Source organism: Acetobacter sp. AN02 (assembly GCF_029759835.1).
Classification (GTDB): domain Bacteria; phylum Pseudomonadota; class Alphaproteobacteria; order Acetobacterales; family Acetobacteraceae; genus Acetobacter.
Map to the genome: position 1 here is coordinate 1 of NZ_JAJJND010000024.1, position 20,343 is coordinate 20,343.

Genomic DNA, 20,343 nt, shown 5'->3' on the forward strand with positions numbered 1-20,343 from the left:
AAAAAACAGCAACGTCCTTCCTCGCGGTCATCCATATCGCTGCCGCTGCAGACTGGATCAAGCCCTAACAGGCCCTATAACGCGTATTTCGCCGGTCCGGGTTCTTAAGGCAAGCGATAGATAAGAAGAAATTGCAATCTGTCTATGTATATTATCTGTCACGCACGTGATCATCCACTCACCAAAATTGTATCTTCTCGCTCTCCGACTCGAATGACCAGTACCCGCCCGCAAAAAAAACCGCCCTCCCGAAGGAGGACGGCTTCCCGTAAATCCGCAGATGAACGCAGGGATGAACCGGGCCGGTCAGGCCGCCCGGCGATCCCCCTCAGCCTCGGAAGACTCCGTCGCGACACCCATGATGGAACGGATCTCCTTGAGATACGCCGCACCACGCAGCGTCCGCTGAACCAGAACCGAACGGCGGTCCAGCGGATCAACCTTCCGGCGCGCCAGATCAAGCTCGCCCAGACGGTCCAGTGCCCGCGTGATCGCCGGCTTGGACACGTTCAGCTCAGACGCCAGACCGCGCACCGTATGCCCGCCCTCATTGAGGTAGCAGGTCAGAAACACAGCCATCTGACGCGCGGAAAGATCCGGTCCGTCACGACGCACCAGCGCAACCATCGTATCACGCAGAGTGGTTACAAGATCGGCAGACACTGCCTGAGCTTCGGATTTTTTTTCCATTTTGTTCATAATTATTAACGTCTTTCCTGAATATCCGGACTCTGCCCGGATAATGCTCTGTTGCACCGTATATAATCATTCCCGTTGCGGATTAAACCCCTCACCCGAAGCTAGGTTGCCCCGGAAATCGTTACTTTCCTGTTTTTAATATTCCGGACAGATTCAGACACGACGCCAGAGCCCCCAGAACAGCCCGAAGACCGAGGATTTCCCCGCCTTCCGGGCGCCCCGGACGCGTCGCGTCATTCCAGGCATAGCTGTCGATATGTGCCCAGCGCACACCAGAAGCGACAAAACGCTCAAGAAACAAACCCGCCGTTATCGCCCCAGCCTGTGGTTTTGACGAAATATTGTTCATGTCCGCCACAGAACTGCGCAGCCATTCCCGGTATCCGTCCCACAAAGGAAGCTGCCAGAACGGATCACCCGCCTCACGCCCCGCCGCAAGCAGCGCATCCGCAATCCCCTGGTCATTCGCCAGAAGAACAGGAAGATCAGGCCCCAGAGCCACACGCGCCGCCCCCGTCAGGGTCGCAAAATCCAGCAGAAGATCCGGACCGGCATCAGATGCCTCAGCCAGAAGATCCGCCAGAACCAGACGCCCCTCCGCATCCGTGTTGCCAATCTCAACCGTCAGCCCCCTGCGGCTGCGCACCACATCCAGCGGACGCATCGCACGCCCGGAAACGGAATTCTCCACACAGCCCAGACGCACCTCAAGACGCAGCGGAAGATCATGCTCCATGATCACAAGCGCCAGAGCCGCAACCGTCGCCGCCCCGCCCATATCCTTCTTCATCCGCAGCATGGAGGATGACGGCTTGATGTCATTCCCGCCCGTGTCAAAACACACGCCCTTGCCCGCCAGAGAGACAAGCGGCGCATCCGCCCCGGCCGCAGACCCGCGCCAGACCGCAGACAGAACCACCGGCGCACGATCAGACCCACGCCCCACATGCGCCACAAGCGGATAGTCCCGCTCCAGATCCTCGCCCCGCGTCAGACGGACCTCCGCCCCGCGCGCCTCAAACGCCCGAGATACGGACTCCGCCAGCTCGGACGGCCCCAGAAGATTGGCCGGCGCATTGATCAGATCCCGCCCGAAACAGACCGCCCTCGCCACAGCCAGCATGGCCTCATCCGGCGCAGGAGATACAAGACGCGGCAGCGCCTTCTTCTCCGCACCCGTCGCCAGGGAATAGCGATAGGACCCCAGAGCAAACCCCAGCGTCACATCCGCAACAGACACATCCTCCGGACAGGACAGCGCCCAGTCCCCCTCAGGCAGAGCCGTCACAAGAGAACTGAACGCCCACGGATCGCCCTGACCCGCCTCCGCAATCCCGATAATCGCCGCCAGACCCTGCGCAGACGGAAACAGACACACCGAACCCGGACGCGCTGCAAACCCCGAAGCCCGCAGAAACGCCGCCGCCTCCGGACCCGTCACATCCTCCAGAGCCGCAAGGGAAGACGCCCGCACGGCATGAACCCGACGCACGCCCTCCCCCGATCCGTCACCGGACCCCGACGGAGTGAAACAGCCGATCTCGCGTACATCCATGAAAACATCTCCGAACAGGCAGTCAGAACAGCCCGCATTATGGAGACTTTCCCGCCCCGCAGCCACTCCGGACAAAAATGGTCAGGATTGCACCCGCAGACGGAATAAAGACGAAAAACCCCTGGATTTCTGCCTGTTTAAACCCGGGTAAAATTTATTATACCCGGAATAAAATACTCACCCCCTCTCCGGGGCAAAGCCGGAACAAACCAGCCGGAAAAGAAACACACACCAGGCAAAAACACAAAAACGTCTTTAAATACAAAAAGAACTTCAAAAACAATTTATATAAAAAGAAAACACACGAAATAATAAAGAGGGATAAAAAAACAAACCGGCCCGGCTGCCCCAAAGAGCAGAGACGGACCGGAACCACGCCTCCTGACAGCCTCAGGGATGCGCGCTGCGCCAGGCCTGCAACGCCGCAAGCGTGCGGGCAACATGCTGGGACGGATCGCTGTCAGTATAGCTCAGAAGAATTTTCCCATCCGGCGCAATGACATAAGAAGTCCGCTCAGAAAATACCCCCCGCTTCTGAGACCCGAGAGACTGCCACGCAGCCGCCGCCTTCGCCCCCGGATCAGCCAGAACCGCAAACTGTCCCCTGCACTCGGTTTTTGAAAACTCCGCAACACGATCCGTATTTCCCGCCGTCACACCGACAAGAGTCGCACCCTCCTTACGAAAAGCCCCCGCCGCATCCGCAAAATCATGCGCCTCAACCGTGCAGCCGGGCGTAAAGGCCGCAGGAAAGAAATAGAGAACAACAGGGCCTTTTTTCAGAGCTTCCTGCAGAGAAAACGCCAGCGGCTTCCCGTCCAGCGCCCCGCTCAGAGCCAGATCCGGAGCCTTCACCCCTTCTTCAAGGGCAGCACGTGCCGGGACAGGAACGGACAGGACAGCAGAAGACGACAGCACCGCAAACAGCAGGGCGCGAGCAGAAAAACGCCAGACCATGGAAAGATCCTCCTCAGAACATCCCTCGATCATACGACCGGAACACCACCCTGTAACGTCAGAAAAACAGCCTCCGGCACATCGGAGAATCTTCCTGAAGGAAAAGCCTATCTTCCTTCCTGAATATCCCGCATATATCCTGAAATATCAGAACTCTGACGATCTTCACCCGAAGCAGAACCTGTATATTTCAAAAACTCAGATGATCTTATCACCCGCAGAAACAAAAAAATCCGGACCCTGAAAGGCACCGGATTCAGGGATCCATCCCGATCTGAACACAGACATTCTGACCCGGGACGAATATCTCATCCGGCCGGACGTCAGCCTCCCCGGAACCGGACCTCTCAGCGCATACGCTGACGGGTTTTCGGTGCCACCGGGAAAAAATACTCCGGGAACTGTGGCTTTCCGAACAGCCACCCCTGCCCGCAGTCAATGCCAAGATTGCGGGCAAAGGTATCATCAGAATCCTTCTCGATCATTTCCGCAACCGTGCGACAGCCCAGATCGAAGCTGGTCCGGGCCAGAGACCGGACCAGATTGCGATCACGCGCATTATTCATGGCCGAACGGAAGAACAGCCCGTCAATCTTGAGATAGCTGACAGGAAACCGCCGCAGATATTCAAAACTCATCGCCCCGGCTCCGAAATCATCCAGACAGATGCGATAACCACGCGCGGAAACCTTCTGCAGAAACCGCGTCGGATGATCAAACTGCGTGATCTGCTGCGTCTCCGTAATCTCGATCAGGAAACGCGCCGGAGACACCCCGCGCCCCCGCTCATCCAGAAGAGCAAAGAACTGATCCGCAAATTCCTCGGATTCCACGGAACGCCCCGAGATATTCATCGCAATCTTCACGTTCTCCGGAGAACGGGAAAGAATATCGAGCGTGGAGGAAACATTGAGCAGATCAAAAGAGGAAATCATACCGATCTGCTCGGCAATCTGCACAAACTCACCGATATTGCTCAGATGATCGGAATACTCCTCCGGAAGACGGGTCAGAAGCTCATAATGCATGATCTGCCCGGTCCGCAGCAGAACCACAGGCTGGACCACCTGAAAGAACGAGTTGCTCTCGATAATCTGACGACATATCGATGCGATTTCCGTATCCCTGTAGGTCGCCGCAGCCAGACATTGCGGCAGACAGGACAGGGAAAAATCCTCGCCACCGCCCTCAGAAAACTTATCCAGAGCATAGCCGAGAGCGGAAACCATGTCCTCATCACTCTGAAGACTGGAATCCAGAGGCAGGGTCGTGATCCGCATCGCCGCCAGAAACTGCCCTGCTGCCCCGCGGATCTCCTTTTCCACCCGCCGCATGTCCTCCGCACGCGGATGCAGGAAAGCGAAGCAGCCATCGGACAGCATCGTAACACACCCGCCCTCCGAATGCCGCCGCAGGATGGCCTTCACATTCGTCAGAAACGCCTGGCTTTCAGGACTTCCCTCCATCGCGGCACGTCCCACGATGGAAGGCAGGGCGATCATCGCCATATCATGAGTCGGCGCATGGCCCGGCTGCCCGGCAAGCGCCCGCGCCTGACCCGTAAAGACGGACCGGCTGGCCAGCCCGCCGGAGGGGGAGGAGGTCGAGAACGAACGGCTGACCAACGCAATGGTCGCCATCCGCGTCTCGGTCTGGATCCTGACGCTGAGAATGGCCGTCGCGATATTACCGTCAGGATGCAGGAAGCGGACAACCACTCTCTGCCCCATACCCGTCGCGGCACAGTTGTCCAGATATCCGCGAAGAAAGCTGCGATCAGCCGGAACGACCAGAACCTCAAGACTCTGACCGTTGAGCGTGCTGCCCGACTGTCCGGTCAGCCGTCCGACGTCTCCGCCGCAGTGGATGATATTCCATGACCTGTCGAGTTCAAGCAGCACGTCCGCCGCAGTGAATGCAAGCAGCCGGAGTTTCTCCAGCTTCCGGTCCGCGCTGTCGCGGGAGGCGGCGGTGCGTGTTGGCGTCATGAACTCCGGCAGCCAGTCAGTCAGTCATCAGACAGCGGATGATGCGTGAAGATAGCTAACCCCGTCTTAACTCACGGCGGAATGAAACGGTTTTCTGCACTTCACCCGGAGGAAACTCTGGCCGTCAGGCGTGATCCGTGTCAGTTTCCCGACCGGATCAAGTGCACACCCCATGCAGAACGGAACCTTATCCCATGGCTGACGGTAATCTGGCCGGTCTTTCTCCTGTTTCCTCCCGCCCCCCCGAAGGCGGAGCGGGCACCGTCCGGCATGACTGGACACGTGAGGAAGTCCGGGCGCTGCTGGATCTTCCCTTCCCGGAACTGCTCTTCCGGGCGCAGACGGTCCACCGTCAGCATTTTGATCCGGCCGAGGTCCAGATATCAACCCTGCTGTCGATCAAGACCGGAGGCTGCCCGGAAGACTGCGGCTACTGCCCGCAGAGCGCGCATCACGAGAAGAAAGTGAAGGCCGAGCGCCTGATGGCCGTGGAGAAAGTGCTTGAGGAAGCACGCCGCGCAAAGGATGCAGGCGCGGCACGCTTCTGTATGGGGGCCGCCTGGCGCTCTCCGAAGGACCACGATCTCGAAACCGTCTGTTCGATGATCGAAGGGGTGAAATCCCTCGGAATGGAAACCTGCGTCACCCTTGGCATGCTGGATTCGCGCCAGGCCGGAAGACTGCGTGAAGCAGGTCTGGATTACTACAACCATAACCTCGACACTTCCCCGGAATTCTACGGAGAGATCATCTCCACACGCACCTATCAGGAACGCCTGGACACGCTGGAAAACGTCCGGAGCGCCGGAATCAGCGTCTGCTGCGGCGGAATCGTCGGTATGGGAGAGAGTGAGAATGACCGCGCCGGTCTGATCACCGCCCTGGCCACCCTGCCAAAGCACCCCGAGAGCGTGCCGGTCAATCTGCTTGTCCGCGTTGAGGGCACGCCGCTTGGCAATGCGGAGCAGGTCGATCCTCTGGATTTCGTCCGCGTCCTGGCAGCCGCACGCATCACCATGCCGGAGTCCCGCGTGCGTCTCGCCGCAGGCCGGGAGCACATGACGGACGAGGCACAGACGCTCTGCTTCCTCGCAGGTGCGAATTCAATCTTCTACGGAGAGCGCCTGCTCACCACGCCGAATCCGGCCGCTACCCGGGACCGCGCCCTGCTGGACCGCCTCGGTATGCACACCACCATCGCGGAAGGCTGAGGCCTCCGGCCTCAGCCCATCTGCCTTGCAACGGGTGTTCTGAGCCCGAGATACAGGCTGACCGGGATTCCCCCCGCGGGGGCGGCAAGGCACCATGTCACAATCCCGGCGGCTCCCTCACACGCGAGACACAGCGTCAGGGCCGCAATGATCGCCGCGCCGCGCGCCATACGCAGCACAATCCGCATATGCCTCCCGGGTATCCACGCCCGGCGACGCTGGAAATTTTTCTGCAGGGCGGCATGGCACAGCAGCGCCAGGGCCCACAGAGCGATGCACGGAAGCAGGATCATGCCGCACGCTCCTGCATGACCGGATACACGGCTCCCACCTTCCGCCGCAGGAAAGACGCAAGACGCAGCGCTGCAGCGCCGCAGACAAATCCGGTCAGATCAACAGCAGCAAAAACGAAATCGCCATGCACAGGCAGTCTGCCGCCGGTGGCGATATCCAGTACGGGAAGAGTAAGGCCCGCAAGACCGGTCAGAAGCATCAGATCGTGCCACCCCCGGCGCGTCCGGCCGGAAAAGGCGCGGAAAAGGCAATAGACCAGGCAGGCAGTCCAGACACTGTTGAAGACCAGCCCTTCCATTCCGGCCCGTCCCTCCATTCCGGCCGGGATCAGACGATTGGCCCAGAAAACAGCAAGACAGGCGAGAGGCATTCCTCCAGCCGAAGTCATCAGCAGAGCCTCCCCCATCCTCAGAGGAACGGATTGCACGGCGCGGTTTTCCTGACGACGCCTGATGAGGAACAGCGTCATACCCGCCGCCATCATACCGGCCCCGGCCAGGCCCAGCAGAAAATAAAGCCAGCGGACCGGCAGCGATTCCCAGTGCCCCATATGCAGCGCGGATAATGTCTGCCGCGTCTGCGCCATGGCATCCTGCGCCGGAGGTGTTTTCAGCCGCGCACCGCTGACACGATCATAATCCAGCCTCAGCCCGCCCGGACCCGGCAGGTGGCCGTCCGCCTGCATCACCGAAATCCTGTCACGCGCAATCTGCACCCGGCCCGGTCCGGTCTCTCCCATCAGACCACGCGCATCGGCCAGAATCGAAGCCAGAGATGCAGCAGGAGCATGCCCGCCCCCCTCTCCCGCACGCGCCCTTCTTCCGTCATGCCCGTGCCGACCTGCCCCGGACATATCGCGGGACGGTGCAGACCGGGCCTCCTGCATCTGAGCCGGAGGCCGCTCCGCGCCGACACCCGGGAAAAACCGCTCGGCATGGATCAGGGAACCGGTCCAGGCCATCAGGATATAAAAAGGGAGGGCAAGAACCGCGAGCATCAGATGGCCGTCCAGCCAGGCCCGCCGCGTCTGCGCCCCGGGACGGAACAGCATCAGCTCCGGAAGCAGGGCCTTCAGCTGCAGGATCAGCCCCGACACCAGTATGACGACCAGGGCCACGCCCAGAGCCGTTGTCAGATTACTGCCCCAGACCCTCCCCATATTGAGATGATGGTGGAAAGCGAAGAACAGCATGCCGCCCGCCGTTTCACGCACCTGAACGACATGACCGTCCTCGGGGCTGAGAATCACTTCCGCCCGCTCCCCGCGATCAGCGTAAATCACGCGCAGCGCCGGATCACGCGGCCCGGGCAGGGAGATCATTCCCCGTCTGCCCCCCTGTGTCTTCTCAGCCAGCAGAACACCGGCCCGGTCCAGAGCCGCAGGAGACGGCGGCGCTGCGGAAGGACGGAATTCCGGCTGCATCCAGCGCGTGATCTCAGTATCGAACTCGGACAGGGAGCCGCTGATGAAGATGCAGATCAGGAACAGACCGGCAATAAACCCCGGCCAGGCATGCAGCCATGACAGCCGGATACGGAAGGACGGAGCCGGACCACTCATCTCACGGCCACATAGCTGAAGAGGACAGGAAGAAGCAGCGCGGCCAGTGCAGCAAAACCCGCCCGGATCAGTCCGGCCGACAGGGACCGGGCGCAGAAAATCAGCAGAACGGCCGCGGGGAGGAAAGTGATACAGCTGAGCAGCGCCGGAAACTCGGCATCGTGACGCGCACCGGAGGAAAGCAGCAGGATTCCCTGCAGCAGGGCCAGAGACAGGACATATCCGGTGGTAACAGCCAGAGCCAGGCGTCCCGGAAAAGAGGATAAGAGCACGCGCATCGGAGTCCGGAATTTACGAAAATGAGAATTATTCTCAATTGATAGCGAAGCCGGTGCCACTTGTCAAAGCCGCTCTACCCGCGCCGGAACAGAGACTCCAGATCACGCCGCTCCAGACGCACCCATGTCGGACGTCCGTGCGAACAGGTACCGGCATGAGGCGTGCTCTCAATCTGACGCAGCAGGGCGTTCATCTCCTCAGGCGTCATCCGCCGTCCTGCCCGGATGCTCCCGTGACAGGCCATACGGGCGATGATGGCATCCAGCCGGGTCTCCAGCACACCCGCCTCATTCGCGCTGCCGGTCTCATCACCGTCCAGTTCATCCGCAAGATCACGCAGCAGCATACCCGCATCGGATGTCTTCAGAATGGCCGGCAGGGAACGCACCACGACAGCCCCCGGCCCGAAGGCCTCGATCGTGATCCCCATACCCGCCAGAATATCTGCCTGAGAGAGCAGAATATCGGCCTGACGCTGCGGAAGATCGATCACGTCAGGAACAAGAAGGCGCTGCCCCGTCACCTGGCCGGACAGATACTGCTTCCGCAGAACCTCATGTGTCAGCCGCTCATGTGCCGCATGCTGATCAACCAGAATCAGCCCGTCATCTTCCGTCACGGCAAGAATATAGGTGCTGAAAACCTGCGCCACAGCCGCACCGAGCGGATGTGTGTCCCGGGAAGGAACCGCCTCAGGCGCAAACACCCGGGCCGTCGGGGACACGGGCAGGGAAGGCGCCGGACCGGTCTCGGCAAAGCCGGCCAGGCCGGGGTCCGGCTGCATCTGCCGTTCCTCAGGCGGATACCATATGCGTGCAGGCCGGGCCGCAGACGACGGAACAGCCGGAGGCAAGGCGGCACGAAGACCGCTTTCGGTCACGGAATGGCCCATCGTCAGCCCCAGAGCACGGCCCACACTGCCAATCACCAGCGAGCGCACACCCGCCTCATCCGCAAAACGCAGCTCCGTTTTTGCCGGATGCACGTTCACATCCACCTGATCCGGCGGAAGATCCAGTGAAAGGACCAGAACCGGATGCCGCCCGACCTCAATTACGCGCCGGAAAGCTACCCGAATGGCGGTCTTGAGAAGCGGATCGGAAACCGGACGCCCGTTGACCAGCATATACTGCCCGCTGGCTGTCGGGCGATGAATGGCAGGCGAGCAGACATAGCCGCTCAGCCGCATGTCATTGCGTACCCCCTCAACCGGCAGAAATCCCGTGGCATCTCCGGCATCCAGCAGCGCCACAGCCCTGTCCTGCAGATCCTGCAGCGGCAGATCGAACAGCAGCCGTCCGTCAGCTTCCATCCGGAACGCCACGCCGGGTGCCCCGAATGCAAGACGGCGGACAACCGTCTCGGCATGTTTTCCTTCAACCCGTGCGCTCTTGAGAAATTTCCGACGTGCGGGGGTCGCAAAAAACAGGTCCTCAACAATCACCTGCGTTCCGCGTGGCCCGGCACAGGGCTCCGGCCCCGTAACGACGCCCCCCTCGACCCGAATCCGCCAGGCCGTGTCCGCTTCCGCCACACGGGACGTGATCGTCAGACGCGCCGCCGCACCGATCGACGGCAGTGCCTCCCCCCGGAAGCCGAGCGTGGAGATACGGATCAGGGACTCGTCAGTCAACTTGGATGTGCAGTGCCGCTGCACCGCAAGCTCCAGCTCCTCCGGCGTCATCCCGATCCCGTCATCCGTCACGATGATCCGGTCCGTTCCGCCACCCTCGACGGAAACTGAAATCCGTCGTGCGCCCGCATCAACCGCGTTCTCCGCCAGCTCCTTGAGGGCCGCAGCCGGACGCTCGATCACCTCACCGGCAGCAATCCGGTTGACGATCACATCCGGCAGCCGCCGGACACGGGAAGAAGGAGAGGCAATCATGCGGGGAGTTTAGGCGGCGAGGAGGTTCGGGGAAAGTTCGGCGCCGGATAAGGCCGCGCAGACCCCGAAAATCTGAGGCTCCGCAACCACAACGGTCTGACCCGACCCTCTCTCCGCACGGAAAGAAGACCGCATGCGCAGTCAGGCCAGCCGTAACGAAACAGCCGCCAGCCTGCCCGGCACTTCAGTCCCGACGCTTGCGCGAGGACGGGCCTTTGCGTCCGCCCGGCGGTCCGTTTCTGAATCCGCCACGCTTCTGGCTGCTGCCCGGCGGACGACCACGGGGAGAATATCCCTCACCACCCTGCGGAGCCTCGGTGCGCTCGATCTGCACCTCGTCCGCCTCAGCGCCTGAGGCGCAGGATTCGAAACGCCCGGCCTTGTCAGATGCAATCTCAACAAGGGTAAAGCCCGGAGAAATCCGGATGGAGCCGATATCCTGCTTGGTGATTCCGCCCAGACGGCACAGCAGCGGAATCAGCCATTTCGGATCAGCCTTGTCGTTCCGTCCCACGGAAAGACGGAACCATGATCCGTCTCCGCCCTGGGAACGCGGTGCACGCTCACGGAACTCCCCTTCGGCCCGCGGTGCTCTTTCCCGCTGCGGCCGCTCTCCGCGCAGCTGCGCCGGGCTGGGGCCACGCACCCGGACCGGTGCAGGCAGACGGCTCTGCCACAGGCTGACCAGCGCCCCAGCCACCTGCTCGGCACTGTGCGCGGCAAGCAGCTTCTCGATCAGTGCAACACGGTCGCCCTCAACCGGCTCGGCCAGCGAAAAATCATTCAGCAGGCGCTCCGTATCCGCCTCACGAATGGCCTCGGGCGTCGGTGCCGCGCTCCACTCGGATTTCACACCGGCAGCCTGAAGCAGACGCTCGGCCTGACGCCGCCGGGCAGGCGGCACCACAAGAACACAGATTCCCTTGCGGCCCGCACGCCCGGTCCGCCCGGACCGGTGCAGCAGCGTCGCCGGGTTGGACGGCAGACTCGCGTGGATCACAAGCCCCAGATCCGGAATATCGATTCCGCGGGCCGCCACATCAGTCGCCACACAGACGCGCGCCAGGCCGTTCCGAAGGCTCTCGATCGCACGGCTGCGCTCATTCTGACCCAGCTCGCCGGAGATGGCGACAGACGCAAATCCATGCCCCATAAGAGCAGCCTGCATCTGCCGGACAGCCTCACGCGTATGGCAGAACACCATCGCACTGCGGCTCTCGATCAGACGCAGCGTGTTGATCACCGCACCGGTCGTCTCGCTGATATCCGCCAGAACCCCGCGATACTCGATATCCGCATGCGGCGCGGAATCGCCGACCGTATCGATCCGGAGTGCATCCTTCTGATACCGCTTTGCCAGGCGGGCAATCTCACGTGCAATGGTCGCGGAGAACAGAAAGCTCCGGCGTGTCTCCGGCGTGGCATCCAGAAGCGTCTCCAGCTCCTCACGGAAGCCCAGATCCAGCATCTCGTCCGCCTCGTCCAGAACCGCCACACGCAACTCACCCAGCCGCAGCGTCTTACGGGACAGATGATCGCACAGACGCCCCGGAGTCCCGACCACAATATGGCAGCCGGCCTCCAGTGCCCTGGCCTCACGGCGCGGCTCCATTCCGCCCACGCAGGAGACGATCTTCGCCCCCGTCTGCGCATAAAGCCAGGACAGCTCGGTCTTCACCTGCAGGGCCAGCTCGCGCGTCGGTGCGATCACCAGCGCAAGCGGCGCTCCTGCAGGCGGCAGAAGCCCGCCCTCATCCAGCAGCTCCGATGCCATGGCCAGGCCGAACGCAACTGTCTTGCCGGACCCCGTACGGGCAGAAACCAGCAGATCCCGGCCACGGGCCTCCGGCTCAAGGACGGCAGCCTGAACCGATGTCGGCTCTTCATAGCCCTTCGCGGCAAGGGCGGAAGCAAGGGCAGGAACGGTATCGGGGAACGGCATCAGATATCAACAGTCCGGACAGGCGGCATAAGGGAATGCCGGGGCATAGAGCGTCCTGCGAGGAAAGACCAGCGTTTCCCTGGAAAAACAGACCTGCAGTTTCACATTCCTGCTGTTTCCCGCGTGCGGATCATCGCATGATACAGCAAATGCGGTGTATGACGCCGCAAGGAGTCCGAAGGAGCCGGTCATGGAATACGACGAATCAGAAAGCACCCGGGAGATTGCGGAAATGGCCGCAGAGGAGGAAACAGAAGCTGCAGCAAAACCCCGTGGCCGGACGTTTTTCCTCGGCATTGCTGCCCCCGTCCTGCTTTTTGCCGCAGGAGCCATCGTCGTGTTCTGGCTTCTTGCAATGGCAATCGGAATGGCATGAAGGGAAACGTCAGGTCTGCCCGGCAGACAACCCCCGGGACAGGAAGATCTCACCAGAATCCCTGATGGGCACGGATAATCCGTCCCTCCAGCGTGTCCGCCGGGCCCGCCACACAAACCTTACGCTGCCCGGCCTCAAACACCTGCCTGCAGGGCATGTTCATCGTAAGATTCTCGGGATTGTCACCCGTCAGAATCGCGAGACGTTTTTCGGACATGCCATAGACCAGCCGACCGATTCCGGCCCAGTAGACGCTCCCGGCACACATGCAGCAGGGCTCAACCGATGTCACGAGCGTGCAGGACAACAGAAACTCCGGAGTAAACCGGCGGGCAGCCTCCCGCGAGACGTTCAGTTCCGCATGGCCGATCCCCCGGTCCCGGGCGGAACTGTTCCCTGATTCGATCAGAATATGCCCCGCCTCATCTGCCAGAAGCGCACCGAACGGATGATTTCCGCTATCCCGGCTTGCCTCAGAAAGCTCAATCGTTCTTTCCAGCAGCATCAGATCGGTCGCTGTCAGGGAGGGAGACGAAAAACCGGTCATCTGCGGAACTCCTGAGCGGGCAGCACCCTTTTCGTTACGATATAATAATTTTTCCCACCAGCCCGACTCAGATGGTTTCCGGTATCAGGATTTTCCGCAGAAGCGACAGATGAACGTAGACTGCCAGTTTTTCCCGCCGTCTTTCGTATACATATAGATCAGCGATATCTGCTCCATATTCTTCACCTTATCGACATTTCCGACTGAACGGACAAATGAAGGTGCAGAACGCGTATTTCCCTTAAGATCGGCCCATACCGCATTCACATCCATCGGAATATTCAGGGAAAATTCCGCGACATCAAAGGGCGGTGCATAGAAATAGACAGCTACGGCAGCAATTCCGTTCGCAGGTGCAGCCTTGAGGAGATAACCCAGATCAACAGCGGATGATGAGATCTGCCCGATGGATTGCGGATTCGGATGCGTCGTCTGAGGGCCGACGATAAAAGCGGTGCAAACCTCCGGTTCCGGATTCCCTGAATTTTTAATATAAATATCATTAAATTTCAGGAACGGACTGGCTGTCCTACAGGTTTTCCGGTCAAAAACCAGCCTCTCCGTCTGAGTATTGTTTTCCTTGCTGATCTCGGCGGCAAAAGCCCGCCCCGCAGACAGATAACCGGTGATCAGGGATAAAAAAGCAGCCAGAACGAGGGTATATTTTTTCATCTGGAATGAATCATCCTGTATTAAAATAATTTGAAATCGCGCGTATCGAGATCATGAAATGAGAGATGAGCAGAATTCCTGATCCGGTTCTGCCGATAAGGTCTCTGTCGTTTCATGACACGGAAAAATTAACTAAAAACGAATATCCCCGCCCCTGCTCCGTACGGATAACAGGAGGCAGACTCCCGGAACCGACAGGCTGAGGACTCCCGTGAAAATCATCATTGATACTGACCCCGGCCAGGATGACGCACTGACCATTCTTCTTTCCGTGATCTCTGAGGAAATCGATCTTCTGGGCGTGACAACGGTGTCCGGAAACGTGTCAGTGGCCCAGGCAACGGAAAATGCCCTGCAGACACTGGATCTGGCCGGACGGCCCGATATTCCGGTCCATGCCGGAGCAGACCGCCCCCTGCTCAGAGCACCTGTCAACGCTATGCACGTTCATGGCAGAACGGGCTTTGAAGGCGCGGATCTTCCGCCAGCCTCCCGCAGGGCCACTCCAGGTCATGCCGTGGATTTTATCATCGACACGGTCATGCAGCATCCGCCACAGGATATCACTGTCTGCGCGATCGGACCGATGACAAATCTGGCTCTGGCTCTGGCCCGGGAACCGGAACTCCGGACCAGGATCGGCCGGATCGTCAGCATGTCCGGGGCTTTTTCAGAAGTCGGCAATATTACTCCGTCTGCCGAATTCAATATCTACGTCGATCCCCACGCGGCAGAGATCGTACTGGCATCAGGAATCCCTCTGGTGATGATGCCTCTGGATCTTACGCACAAGCTACATACGAGCGCGGAAAGACTGGCGCGTTTCCGGGCCATTCCCAATCGCGTCGGTCCGGTTGTGGCTGACTGGCTGACTTTCGAAAAACGTTTCGAAGCAACGAAATACGGCACGGATGGTGGCCCGCTGCATGATCCGAACACGGTATTATGGCTTCTGCGGCCGGATCTGTATCAGGGTCGGGACGTCAGCGTCCGGGTGGAAACCGGATCAGAACTGACCATGGGAATGACGGTGGTCGACTGGTGGCAGATTACCGATCACCCTCGCAATGTGCATTTCATAAGGGAAGCGGATGTCCCCGCGCTGTATGACGTGATCACGGAACGCCTCGCCCGCTTCTGAAACTCCCGTCCCGTAAGAACGGGGCAATCTTACTCATCACCCCTCCATACATGAAAATCCGGCTCCGGAGTCTCCGGAGCCGGATCTGCATAGCATAGTTCAGAGCAGACCAAGCAGAGGCCAGGTTGCGGACAGAGCCTCCCGCCAGTGCCAGACAGCTGCCATGGCAGCAAGACTGCCCACACAGCTGACCGCCCACGCAGCTTTCCAGAAGGCCGGGCGCTCCAGAAGAGGCGGTTTTTCCGCAGCTGAGTCACGTGAAAACAGCGAATCCGAGTTCGTGAAAAGCCGCGTCTCTTTCCGGAGGGTTCCGGCAGTACTGACGACGGACTCCGTCTGGACAACCGTTTCTTCCGGATAATCCGGAACAGCCTCTTCCTGCAGGGGTGGCAGTTCGTCCACATTCCCCGGAAAGACGTGAACCTCTTCCTCACCCTGGTAATAGGTCTCTGCAGGCTGTTCCGGCGGCGGGGGCTCGGAAACCCAGGGCGGAGTAAGATAGGTATCTTCCTGCGCATGCGGGTGAAGAGGTTCATCATCACGCCGCGTCGCACGAAGCTGCTCGATCACCCGATCGAAATTTTCCGACTCATGAGACTGCGGTGCCTCATCCGGCTGCTCATACCCTGCAGAATGATCAGCCTCGTCCCCAGCCGGTGCGGGCTGGTGATAGCCGTATTCCTCGGGCTGAGGCGGCAGGTCCTCGGCCCTTACGGCATGCGTCTTGAGTTCGAAATGAGGCAGCTTTGGAAAAGATGGGGTTTCGGCATAGCCGGGATCCGGCTCAGTATTCCGGAAAGGCTCAGGCTGCGGCTCTTCTTCCTGCAGCGGAGGCAGCGTATCCCGCTCCTCTTCGGCCTGAGGCTGAATGTCAGGCTCTGCCTGAATTTCCGGCACAATCGGCTCAGTCGGGGGCTGCGCCGTATCAGGAGCCTCCGCATCTGCCGGAGACCCGGACTCAGAAGGTGCCGGAGCAGGAGCGGCATCCGCACCCGGCCATGGCTTCCAGGATGAAGCCCATGCTGACCAGATATTATCCGGCGGAAAATTAGTTTTGCTTCCTTCCGCGGGCGCGGCATCAGCTGACGGCGCTGAGCTTTCCTCAGATACGGTGTCCGTAACGTGCCCGGAGTCCTTCAGGGACGGTTCTTCATCTGCCTGAGCCTGTGGAAGCTCCGGAACTGAAGGCGCCTCTGACACCGGAGCGGCGTCAGCAATATGAGCGGGCGGCTCCGCCCTGGCAACAGGCTCCGCCGGAGCGACCTCCGCCTCTGTGGCAGAACCCGCCTCCTCCGGCTCATGTGTGTGCGGCACATGCGCATGAGCGGTCTCTGTATCCGATGGCCGTGCTTCGTCTGCAGATACCGGCGGCTCCGGCACGGGACCAGGGACCTCGTCATCAGAAGCCGGAGTTCGTGAGGAGTGACCGGACGATTCAGATTCGGCAGAGTGGGCAGGAGCAGAAACCTCGGGTGCCGGAACGGCTTCCGGCGCGGAGCGGGGCTCCTCCGCCGGAGACACGGACGGGACATGCTCCGGCTCTTCTGCGGGCTGCGGTGCGGCAGCCTCGACCGTCCATCCCGTGCCGCACTGAGCACACTTCAGGCGTCTTCTGCGCTGCAGCGCGCTTTCCGGAACATTATACCGGGCGCCGCAGGACGGGCAGACAATCAGCATCCGGAAGGGCTCTCCTCGTAAACAACACCATCCGACAGACAGCACCGCACTCTGCCGCCATCTGCTTCATACGCCGGTTTTCTTCCTGATTTATGAATATAACCAAGCTGATGTGAAAAGCATATCCGGGGACCGCTTTGCAACGGGGCGTCGACAAGACCTCACGGGATGTCTACCGTCACTCCCCATGAAGCTGAGGACGCCGCATACCCCCCGGAACCGCTGTTCCGGAGGATCTCCGCGCAGGGAAGGCCTGGTCCCGGATAACGGAGTTCCGGCGTGATCTACGCACGCAATCTGAACTGGAGCCACGGAACCCGGCGACGCGGCACATCAGGGGAACCGACCCTGTCCGGCGTCACCTTCTCGGTTCCTGCCGGTGGTTTCCGCTGGCTTCTCGGTCCCTCGGGCGCAGGAAAATCCAGTCTTCTGCGGCTCCTTCATCTCGAATCTCTCCCCCGGGCCGGAGAACTCACGATCCTCGGCACGCAAGTCAGCCCGGTTCCGCCGCGCCGCGCCATTCTGTCCGGACTGCGCCGCCGGATCGGCATGGTGCACCAGCACCCCCGGCTCATGCCGGGACTGTCCGTCGCCGATAACGTCGCCCTGCCCCTGCGCCTTATCCGCACCCCCGAATCCACCGTCCGGGAAGAAGTCGGAGCCATTCTTGAGTGGGTCGGTCTGTCGGAACGGGCCGAGGCCCTGCCCGGTGCCCTTTCGGGCGGAGAACAGCAGCGCGTCGCCATTGCCCGGGCCGTCGTGCCACGTCCGGCTCTGATCCTGGCCGATGAGCCGACCAATGCCCAGGAGGACACTCAGGCGCTCAGGATTGTCGGCATGCTGCGCGAACTGAGCACAATGGGCACGACCGTCATCATTGCCTCGCATAACGAAACCCTGATCCGCCGTTTTGAGGCTCCGGCCCTGATCCTGAGCAGCGGGCGGCTGACGGAGGCCTCCGGTGTCTGATGCACGGAACCGGCGGGACGGTCTGGCGCTGGCAGGCGCCCTGCCGGACCGGACCCTGATCGCAATGATCGCCGCGATGGCCTTCCTCGCCTCCCTGACCCTGGCCGGTGCACTCGGAGCACGCAGCCTGTCGCTGCGCTGGGCCGCAGGTGCGGCCGGGCTGGTGACGGTGCAGGTGCCGCAGCCCGACAATCCGGCCTCTGCGCCGCCTTCAGAAACGGCCACGGGAAAAACCCGGGCTGAGGCCGCGCTCGCCCTTCTGGGGACTCTTCCCGAAACGATGTCGGTGCGCCGCCTGAGTGCCACGGAGCTGGATACCCTTCTGCGTCCCTGGCTGGGTGTATCGGGCACGGCCGCCCTTCCGCTGCCGGCGGTTATCGAGGTGCACATGCATCCCGGCACGCATCTGGATGCAGGGCAGGAAACGGCGTTGCGGGACGTTGCCCCCGGCACGCTGATCGAGCGTAACGACGAATGGCGCGGACGGCTGGCGGGACTGGCCGGCAGTCTGGAACTCTGCGCGGCACTGGCCCTTGCCGCCGTAAGCTTTGTCGCGGTCGCAGTGACCGGAATGGCCACACGGCTCGGGCTGGGCGTGCGGCGTGACGCCGTCGGTATTCTCCATGGTCTGGGTGCGGCAGACGGCTATATCGCAGGCCGATTCGGCACCCGGCTTGGCGCCCTCGGGCTGGCGGGCGGGCTGGCCGGAGTGATATGCGGCTTTCCGGTCCTCACCCTGCTGTACGGCATTACGGCACCGCTCTACGGCGGAGACGCGACGCTGACTGCAAGCGTCGATCAGGTCAGGACGCTGATCCTCGGCGGCCTGCCCCGCCCTGTCCTCATCGGACTGGGAATCATCCCGCTCATTGCCATGTGTCTCGGCTGGAGCACGGCCCGGATCATCGTGCGCCTCTGGCTCCGCAGGCTGCCGTGAAACGCCCTGCGGCAGAACAGATCTCCGCTCCCCGGAAAGGGCATCCGTCCTCCGGACGCAAAACCGCGCGGCGAATCGCCGGATGGACATTGCTGACCCTCGTGTCTCTGGCGATGGCCTTTTCCGCCGGGTTCATCTGGTTCGTGGCCGACGCTCTCCGACCGGCGCCTCTCCCGCCGGTGGCAGACGGTATCGTCGCGCTCACCGGTGGCAGCGGAAGGGTGGAAGCTGCGCTGCGCCTGTTCCACGGCCATCGCGGACGGTTTCTCCTGATCTCCGGTGTAGACCCCTCCGTCCGGCTGCAGGACCTCGCTCCACAGGCCACATCCCGCGATGCGGAACGGATCACGCTCGGCCGGGCCGCAACCTCAACGGTAGGAAATGCCACAGAAACACTGGAATGGGCGACACAGCACCATATCCGCTCACTCATCATCGTAACGGCCGGATATCACGTCCGTCGGGCCGTCCGGGAAATCAGCCGTGCCGCGCCGGACCTCCAGCTCTATCCCTGTCCCGTTCAGTCACCGGTCCTTCAGCGCCGGTTCGACGCCACCTCTCTGAGAATTCTGGGATGGGAATATATCAAATGGCTGCTGGCCGAGACCGGCCCGGCCTGGATGTTCCGCCACCGCGTGGATGCCTGAGGCGCATCAGGCTGCCCCCGACGCTGCTCTATCTGTCCGTCAGCCGGAATTCGATACGCCGGTTACGGGCAAAATCCTCAGCCGTGCGCCCCTGACTGAGCGGCTGATAATCCGCAAATCCGGTGGCCGCGATATGATGCGGATCGATCCCTTCCGCAATCAGCAGCTTTACCACCGTAATGGCACGGGCAGAGGACAGTTCCCAGTTGCTCGGAAACGCCGTATGGATCGGCTGCCGGTCCGCATGGCCGTCCACACGGAGAATCCAAGGAATATCCGCCGGAATCTGACCTGAAACCTGTTTCAGGGTTTTCGCCAGCGTGCGGATTTCCGCCACACCCTGCGGAGTAAGATCCGCACTGCCCGTCGGGAAAAGAACCTCGCTCTGAAACACGAACCGGTCCCCGACAATCTGCACGCCTTTATGATCCTTGAGCACATCACGCAGCCGCCCGAAAAATTCCGAACGGTACCGCTGAAGCTGACTGACCTTGTCGGCAAGTGCGAGATTGAGCTTCGCTCCGAGATCGGCAATCCTGGCGTTGCGCTCGTCAACATCATGATGCGACACATCCAGAGCCGCAGAAATCGCGGCAAGCTGCTGCGTCAGCTGGTCGATCTGCTGACTGAGCTGCGCGGCCCTGTCCTCCGATGCCCTGTCCTGATCCTCCGCGGCGGAAAGCTGCTGCGCCAGGGCTGCGGCATCAGCCGTATCCCTGTCATGCTGCGTGGTCAGAGTCGCGACATGGAGCCGCAGATCTTTCGTCTGTGCCTGCTCCAGCGAAAGCAGACGGGCAAGCTCCGCCGCCTGTCCCTGCAATGCCTCCAGCGTATGCTGCCGCCGGTTCAGCGCGACGGACAGAAACGCCTGAGCAACCACAAACACAAGCAGCACGAACGTAACAACCATCAGCAGGGTTGAAAGGGCATCGACATAGCCCGGCCAGGCATCCAGCCCGGAACGGGGTGTGCGGCTTCCGCGGCGTCCGGCGCGCATCGCGGC

At 61.2% G+C, this 20,343-nt stretch carries 19 protein-coding genes; 6 read left to right on the plus strand and 13 right to left on the minus strand.

What is annotated here, in order from left to right; translation table 11 throughout:
• Positions 1 to 306 precede the first annotated feature (306 nt).
• The 4 genes from LOC54_RS04585 to LOC54_RS04600 form a co-directional block, all read right to left on the minus strand.
• Positions 307 to 699, minus strand: a complete 393-nt coding sequence (locus LOC54_RS04585) for a MarR family transcriptional regulator (RefSeq protein ID WP_408740289.1) — start codon at positions 697 to 699, stop codon at positions 307 to 309.
• A gap of 121 nt (positions 700 to 820) precedes the next feature.
• Positions 821 to 2,254 (minus strand): leucyl aminopeptidase family protein, encoded by a 1,434-nt coding sequence (locus tag LOC54_RS04590; RefSeq protein ID WP_279312657.1) that lies wholly within the window; start codon positions 2,252 to 2,254, stop codon positions 821 to 823.
• A 390-nt stretch (positions 2,255 to 2,644) separates the two neighbouring features.
• Positions 2,645 to 3,211 carry a peroxiredoxin gene (locus LOC54_RS04595; RefSeq protein ID WP_279312658.1) on the minus strand — a complete coding sequence of 189 codons (567 nt, stop codon included), beginning with the start codon at positions 3,209 to 3,211 and terminating at the stop codon, positions 2,645 to 2,647.
• A gap of 347 nt (positions 3,212 to 3,558) precedes the next feature.
• On the minus strand, positions 3,559 to 5,199 hold the full coding sequence (locus LOC54_RS04600) for an EAL domain-containing protein (RefSeq protein WP_279312659.1): 1,641 nt from the start codon (positions 5,197 to 5,199) through the stop codon (positions 3,559 to 3,561).
• A 194-nt stretch (positions 5,200 to 5,393) separates the two neighbouring features.
• Here LOC54_RS04600 and bioB point away from each other — a divergent pair, with 194 nt between their 5' ends.
• Positions 5,394 to 6,410 (plus strand): biotin synthase BioB, encoded by a 1,017-nt coding sequence (gene bioB, locus LOC54_RS04605; protein ID WP_279312660.1) that lies wholly within the window; start codon positions 5,394 to 5,396, stop codon positions 6,408 to 6,410.
• A gap of 11 nt (positions 6,411 to 6,421) precedes the next feature.
• Here the strand turns inward: bioB and LOC54_RS04610 are convergent, their stop codons facing one another.
• The 5 genes from LOC54_RS04610 to LOC54_RS04630 form a co-directional block, all read right to left on the minus strand.
• Positions 6,422 to 6,703 (minus strand): hypothetical protein, encoded by a 282-nt coding sequence (locus LOC54_RS04610; RefSeq protein WP_279312661.1) that lies wholly within the window; start codon positions 6,701 to 6,703, stop codon positions 6,422 to 6,424.
• Positions 6,700 to 8,265, minus strand: coding sequence for a PepSY-associated TM helix domain-containing protein (locus LOC54_RS04615; RefSeq protein WP_279312662.1), 1,566 nt, complete (start codon positions 8,263 to 8,265; stop codon positions 6,700 to 6,702). The genes LOC54_RS04610 and LOC54_RS04615 overlap by 4 nt, the downstream gene beginning before the upstream one ends.
• The gene (locus LOC54_RS04620) at positions 8,262 to 8,537 is read right to left on the minus strand and encodes a hypothetical protein (protein ID WP_279312663.1); all 276 of its coding nucleotides are present in this window, start codon (positions 8,535 to 8,537) and stop codon (positions 8,262 to 8,264) included. Before LOC54_RS04620 ends, LOC54_RS04615 begins: the two co-directional genes overlap by 4 nt.
• Positions 8,538 to 8,617: 80 nt before the next feature.
• The gene (mutL, locus tag LOC54_RS04625) at positions 8,618 to 10,432 is read right to left on the minus strand and encodes a DNA mismatch repair endonuclease MutL (RefSeq protein ID WP_279312664.1); all 1,815 of its coding nucleotides are present in this window, start codon (positions 10,430 to 10,432) and stop codon (positions 8,618 to 8,620) included.
• A gap of 184 nt (positions 10,433 to 10,616) precedes the next feature.
• Positions 10,617 to 12,374 (minus strand): DEAD/DEAH box helicase, encoded by a 1,758-nt coding sequence (locus LOC54_RS04630; protein ID WP_279312665.1) that lies wholly within the window; start codon positions 12,372 to 12,374, stop codon positions 10,617 to 10,619.
• 190 nt (positions 12,375 to 12,564) lie between these two features.
• Here LOC54_RS04630 and LOC54_RS04635 point away from each other — a divergent pair, with 190 nt between their 5' ends.
• Positions 12,565 to 12,750, plus strand: coding sequence for a hypothetical protein (locus LOC54_RS04635; RefSeq protein WP_279312666.1), 186 nt, complete (start codon positions 12,565 to 12,567; stop codon positions 12,748 to 12,750).
• A 49-nt stretch (positions 12,751 to 12,799) separates the two neighbouring features.
• Here LOC54_RS04635 and LOC54_RS04640 read toward each other — a convergent pair whose 3' ends face one another.
• Complete coding sequence (locus tag LOC54_RS04640; RefSeq protein ID WP_279312667.1) at positions 12,800 to 13,297, minus strand: nucleoside deaminase; 498 nt, start codon at positions 13,295 to 13,297, stop codon at positions 12,800 to 12,802.
• 84 nt (positions 13,298 to 13,381) lie between these two features.
• Positions 13,382 to 13,969: a hypothetical protein gene (locus LOC54_RS04645; RefSeq protein ID WP_279312668.1), complete on the minus strand. Its 588-nt coding sequence runs from the start codon at positions 13,967 to 13,969 to the stop codon at positions 13,382 to 13,384.
• A 211-nt stretch (positions 13,970 to 14,180) separates the two neighbouring features.
• Between LOC54_RS04645 and LOC54_RS04650 the strand changes: the two genes are divergently transcribed.
• Positions 14,181 to 15,110, plus strand: a complete 930-nt coding sequence (locus LOC54_RS04650; protein WP_279312669.1) for a nucleoside hydrolase — start codon at positions 14,181 to 14,183, stop codon at positions 15,108 to 15,110.
• Positions 15,111 to 15,209: 99 nt separating this feature from the next.
• Here the strand turns inward: LOC54_RS04650 and LOC54_RS04655 are convergent, their stop codons facing one another.
• Positions 15,210 to 16,787, minus strand: coding sequence for a zinc-ribbon domain-containing protein (locus LOC54_RS04655; protein WP_279312670.1), 1,578 nt, complete (start codon positions 16,785 to 16,787; stop codon positions 15,210 to 15,212).
• Positions 16,788 to 17,066: 279 nt separating this feature from the next.
• Here LOC54_RS04655 and LOC54_RS04660 point away from each other — a divergent pair, with 279 nt between their 5' ends.
• From LOC54_RS04660 to LOC54_RS04670, 3 genes are read left to right on the plus strand one after another with little or no spacing between them, the layout of a single operon-like run.
• The gene (locus LOC54_RS04660) at positions 17,067 to 17,756 is read left to right on the plus strand and encodes a cell division ATP-binding protein FtsE (protein WP_408740290.1); all 690 of its coding nucleotides are present in this window, start codon (positions 17,067 to 17,069) and stop codon (positions 17,754 to 17,756) included.
• Positions 17,749 to 18,693: a cell division protein FtsX gene (locus LOC54_RS04665; protein ID WP_279312671.1), complete on the plus strand. Its 945-nt coding sequence runs from the start codon at positions 17,749 to 17,751 to the stop codon at positions 18,691 to 18,693. Before LOC54_RS04660 ends, LOC54_RS04665 begins: the two co-directional genes overlap by 8 nt.
• The gene (locus LOC54_RS04670) at positions 18,690 to 19,340 is read left to right on the plus strand and encodes a YdcF family protein (RefSeq protein ID WP_279312672.1); all 651 of its coding nucleotides are present in this window, start codon (positions 18,690 to 18,692) and stop codon (positions 19,338 to 19,340) included. The genes LOC54_RS04665 and LOC54_RS04670 overlap by 4 nt, the downstream gene beginning before the upstream one ends.
• Before the next feature lie 28 nt (positions 19,341 to 19,368).
• Here the strand turns inward: LOC54_RS04670 and LOC54_RS04675 are convergent, their stop codons facing one another.
• Positions 19,369 to 20,337, minus strand: a complete 969-nt coding sequence (locus tag LOC54_RS04675; RefSeq protein ID WP_279312673.1) for a peptidoglycan -binding protein — start codon at positions 20,335 to 20,337, stop codon at positions 19,369 to 19,371.
• Positions 20,338 to 20,343: the final 6 nt, after the last annotated feature.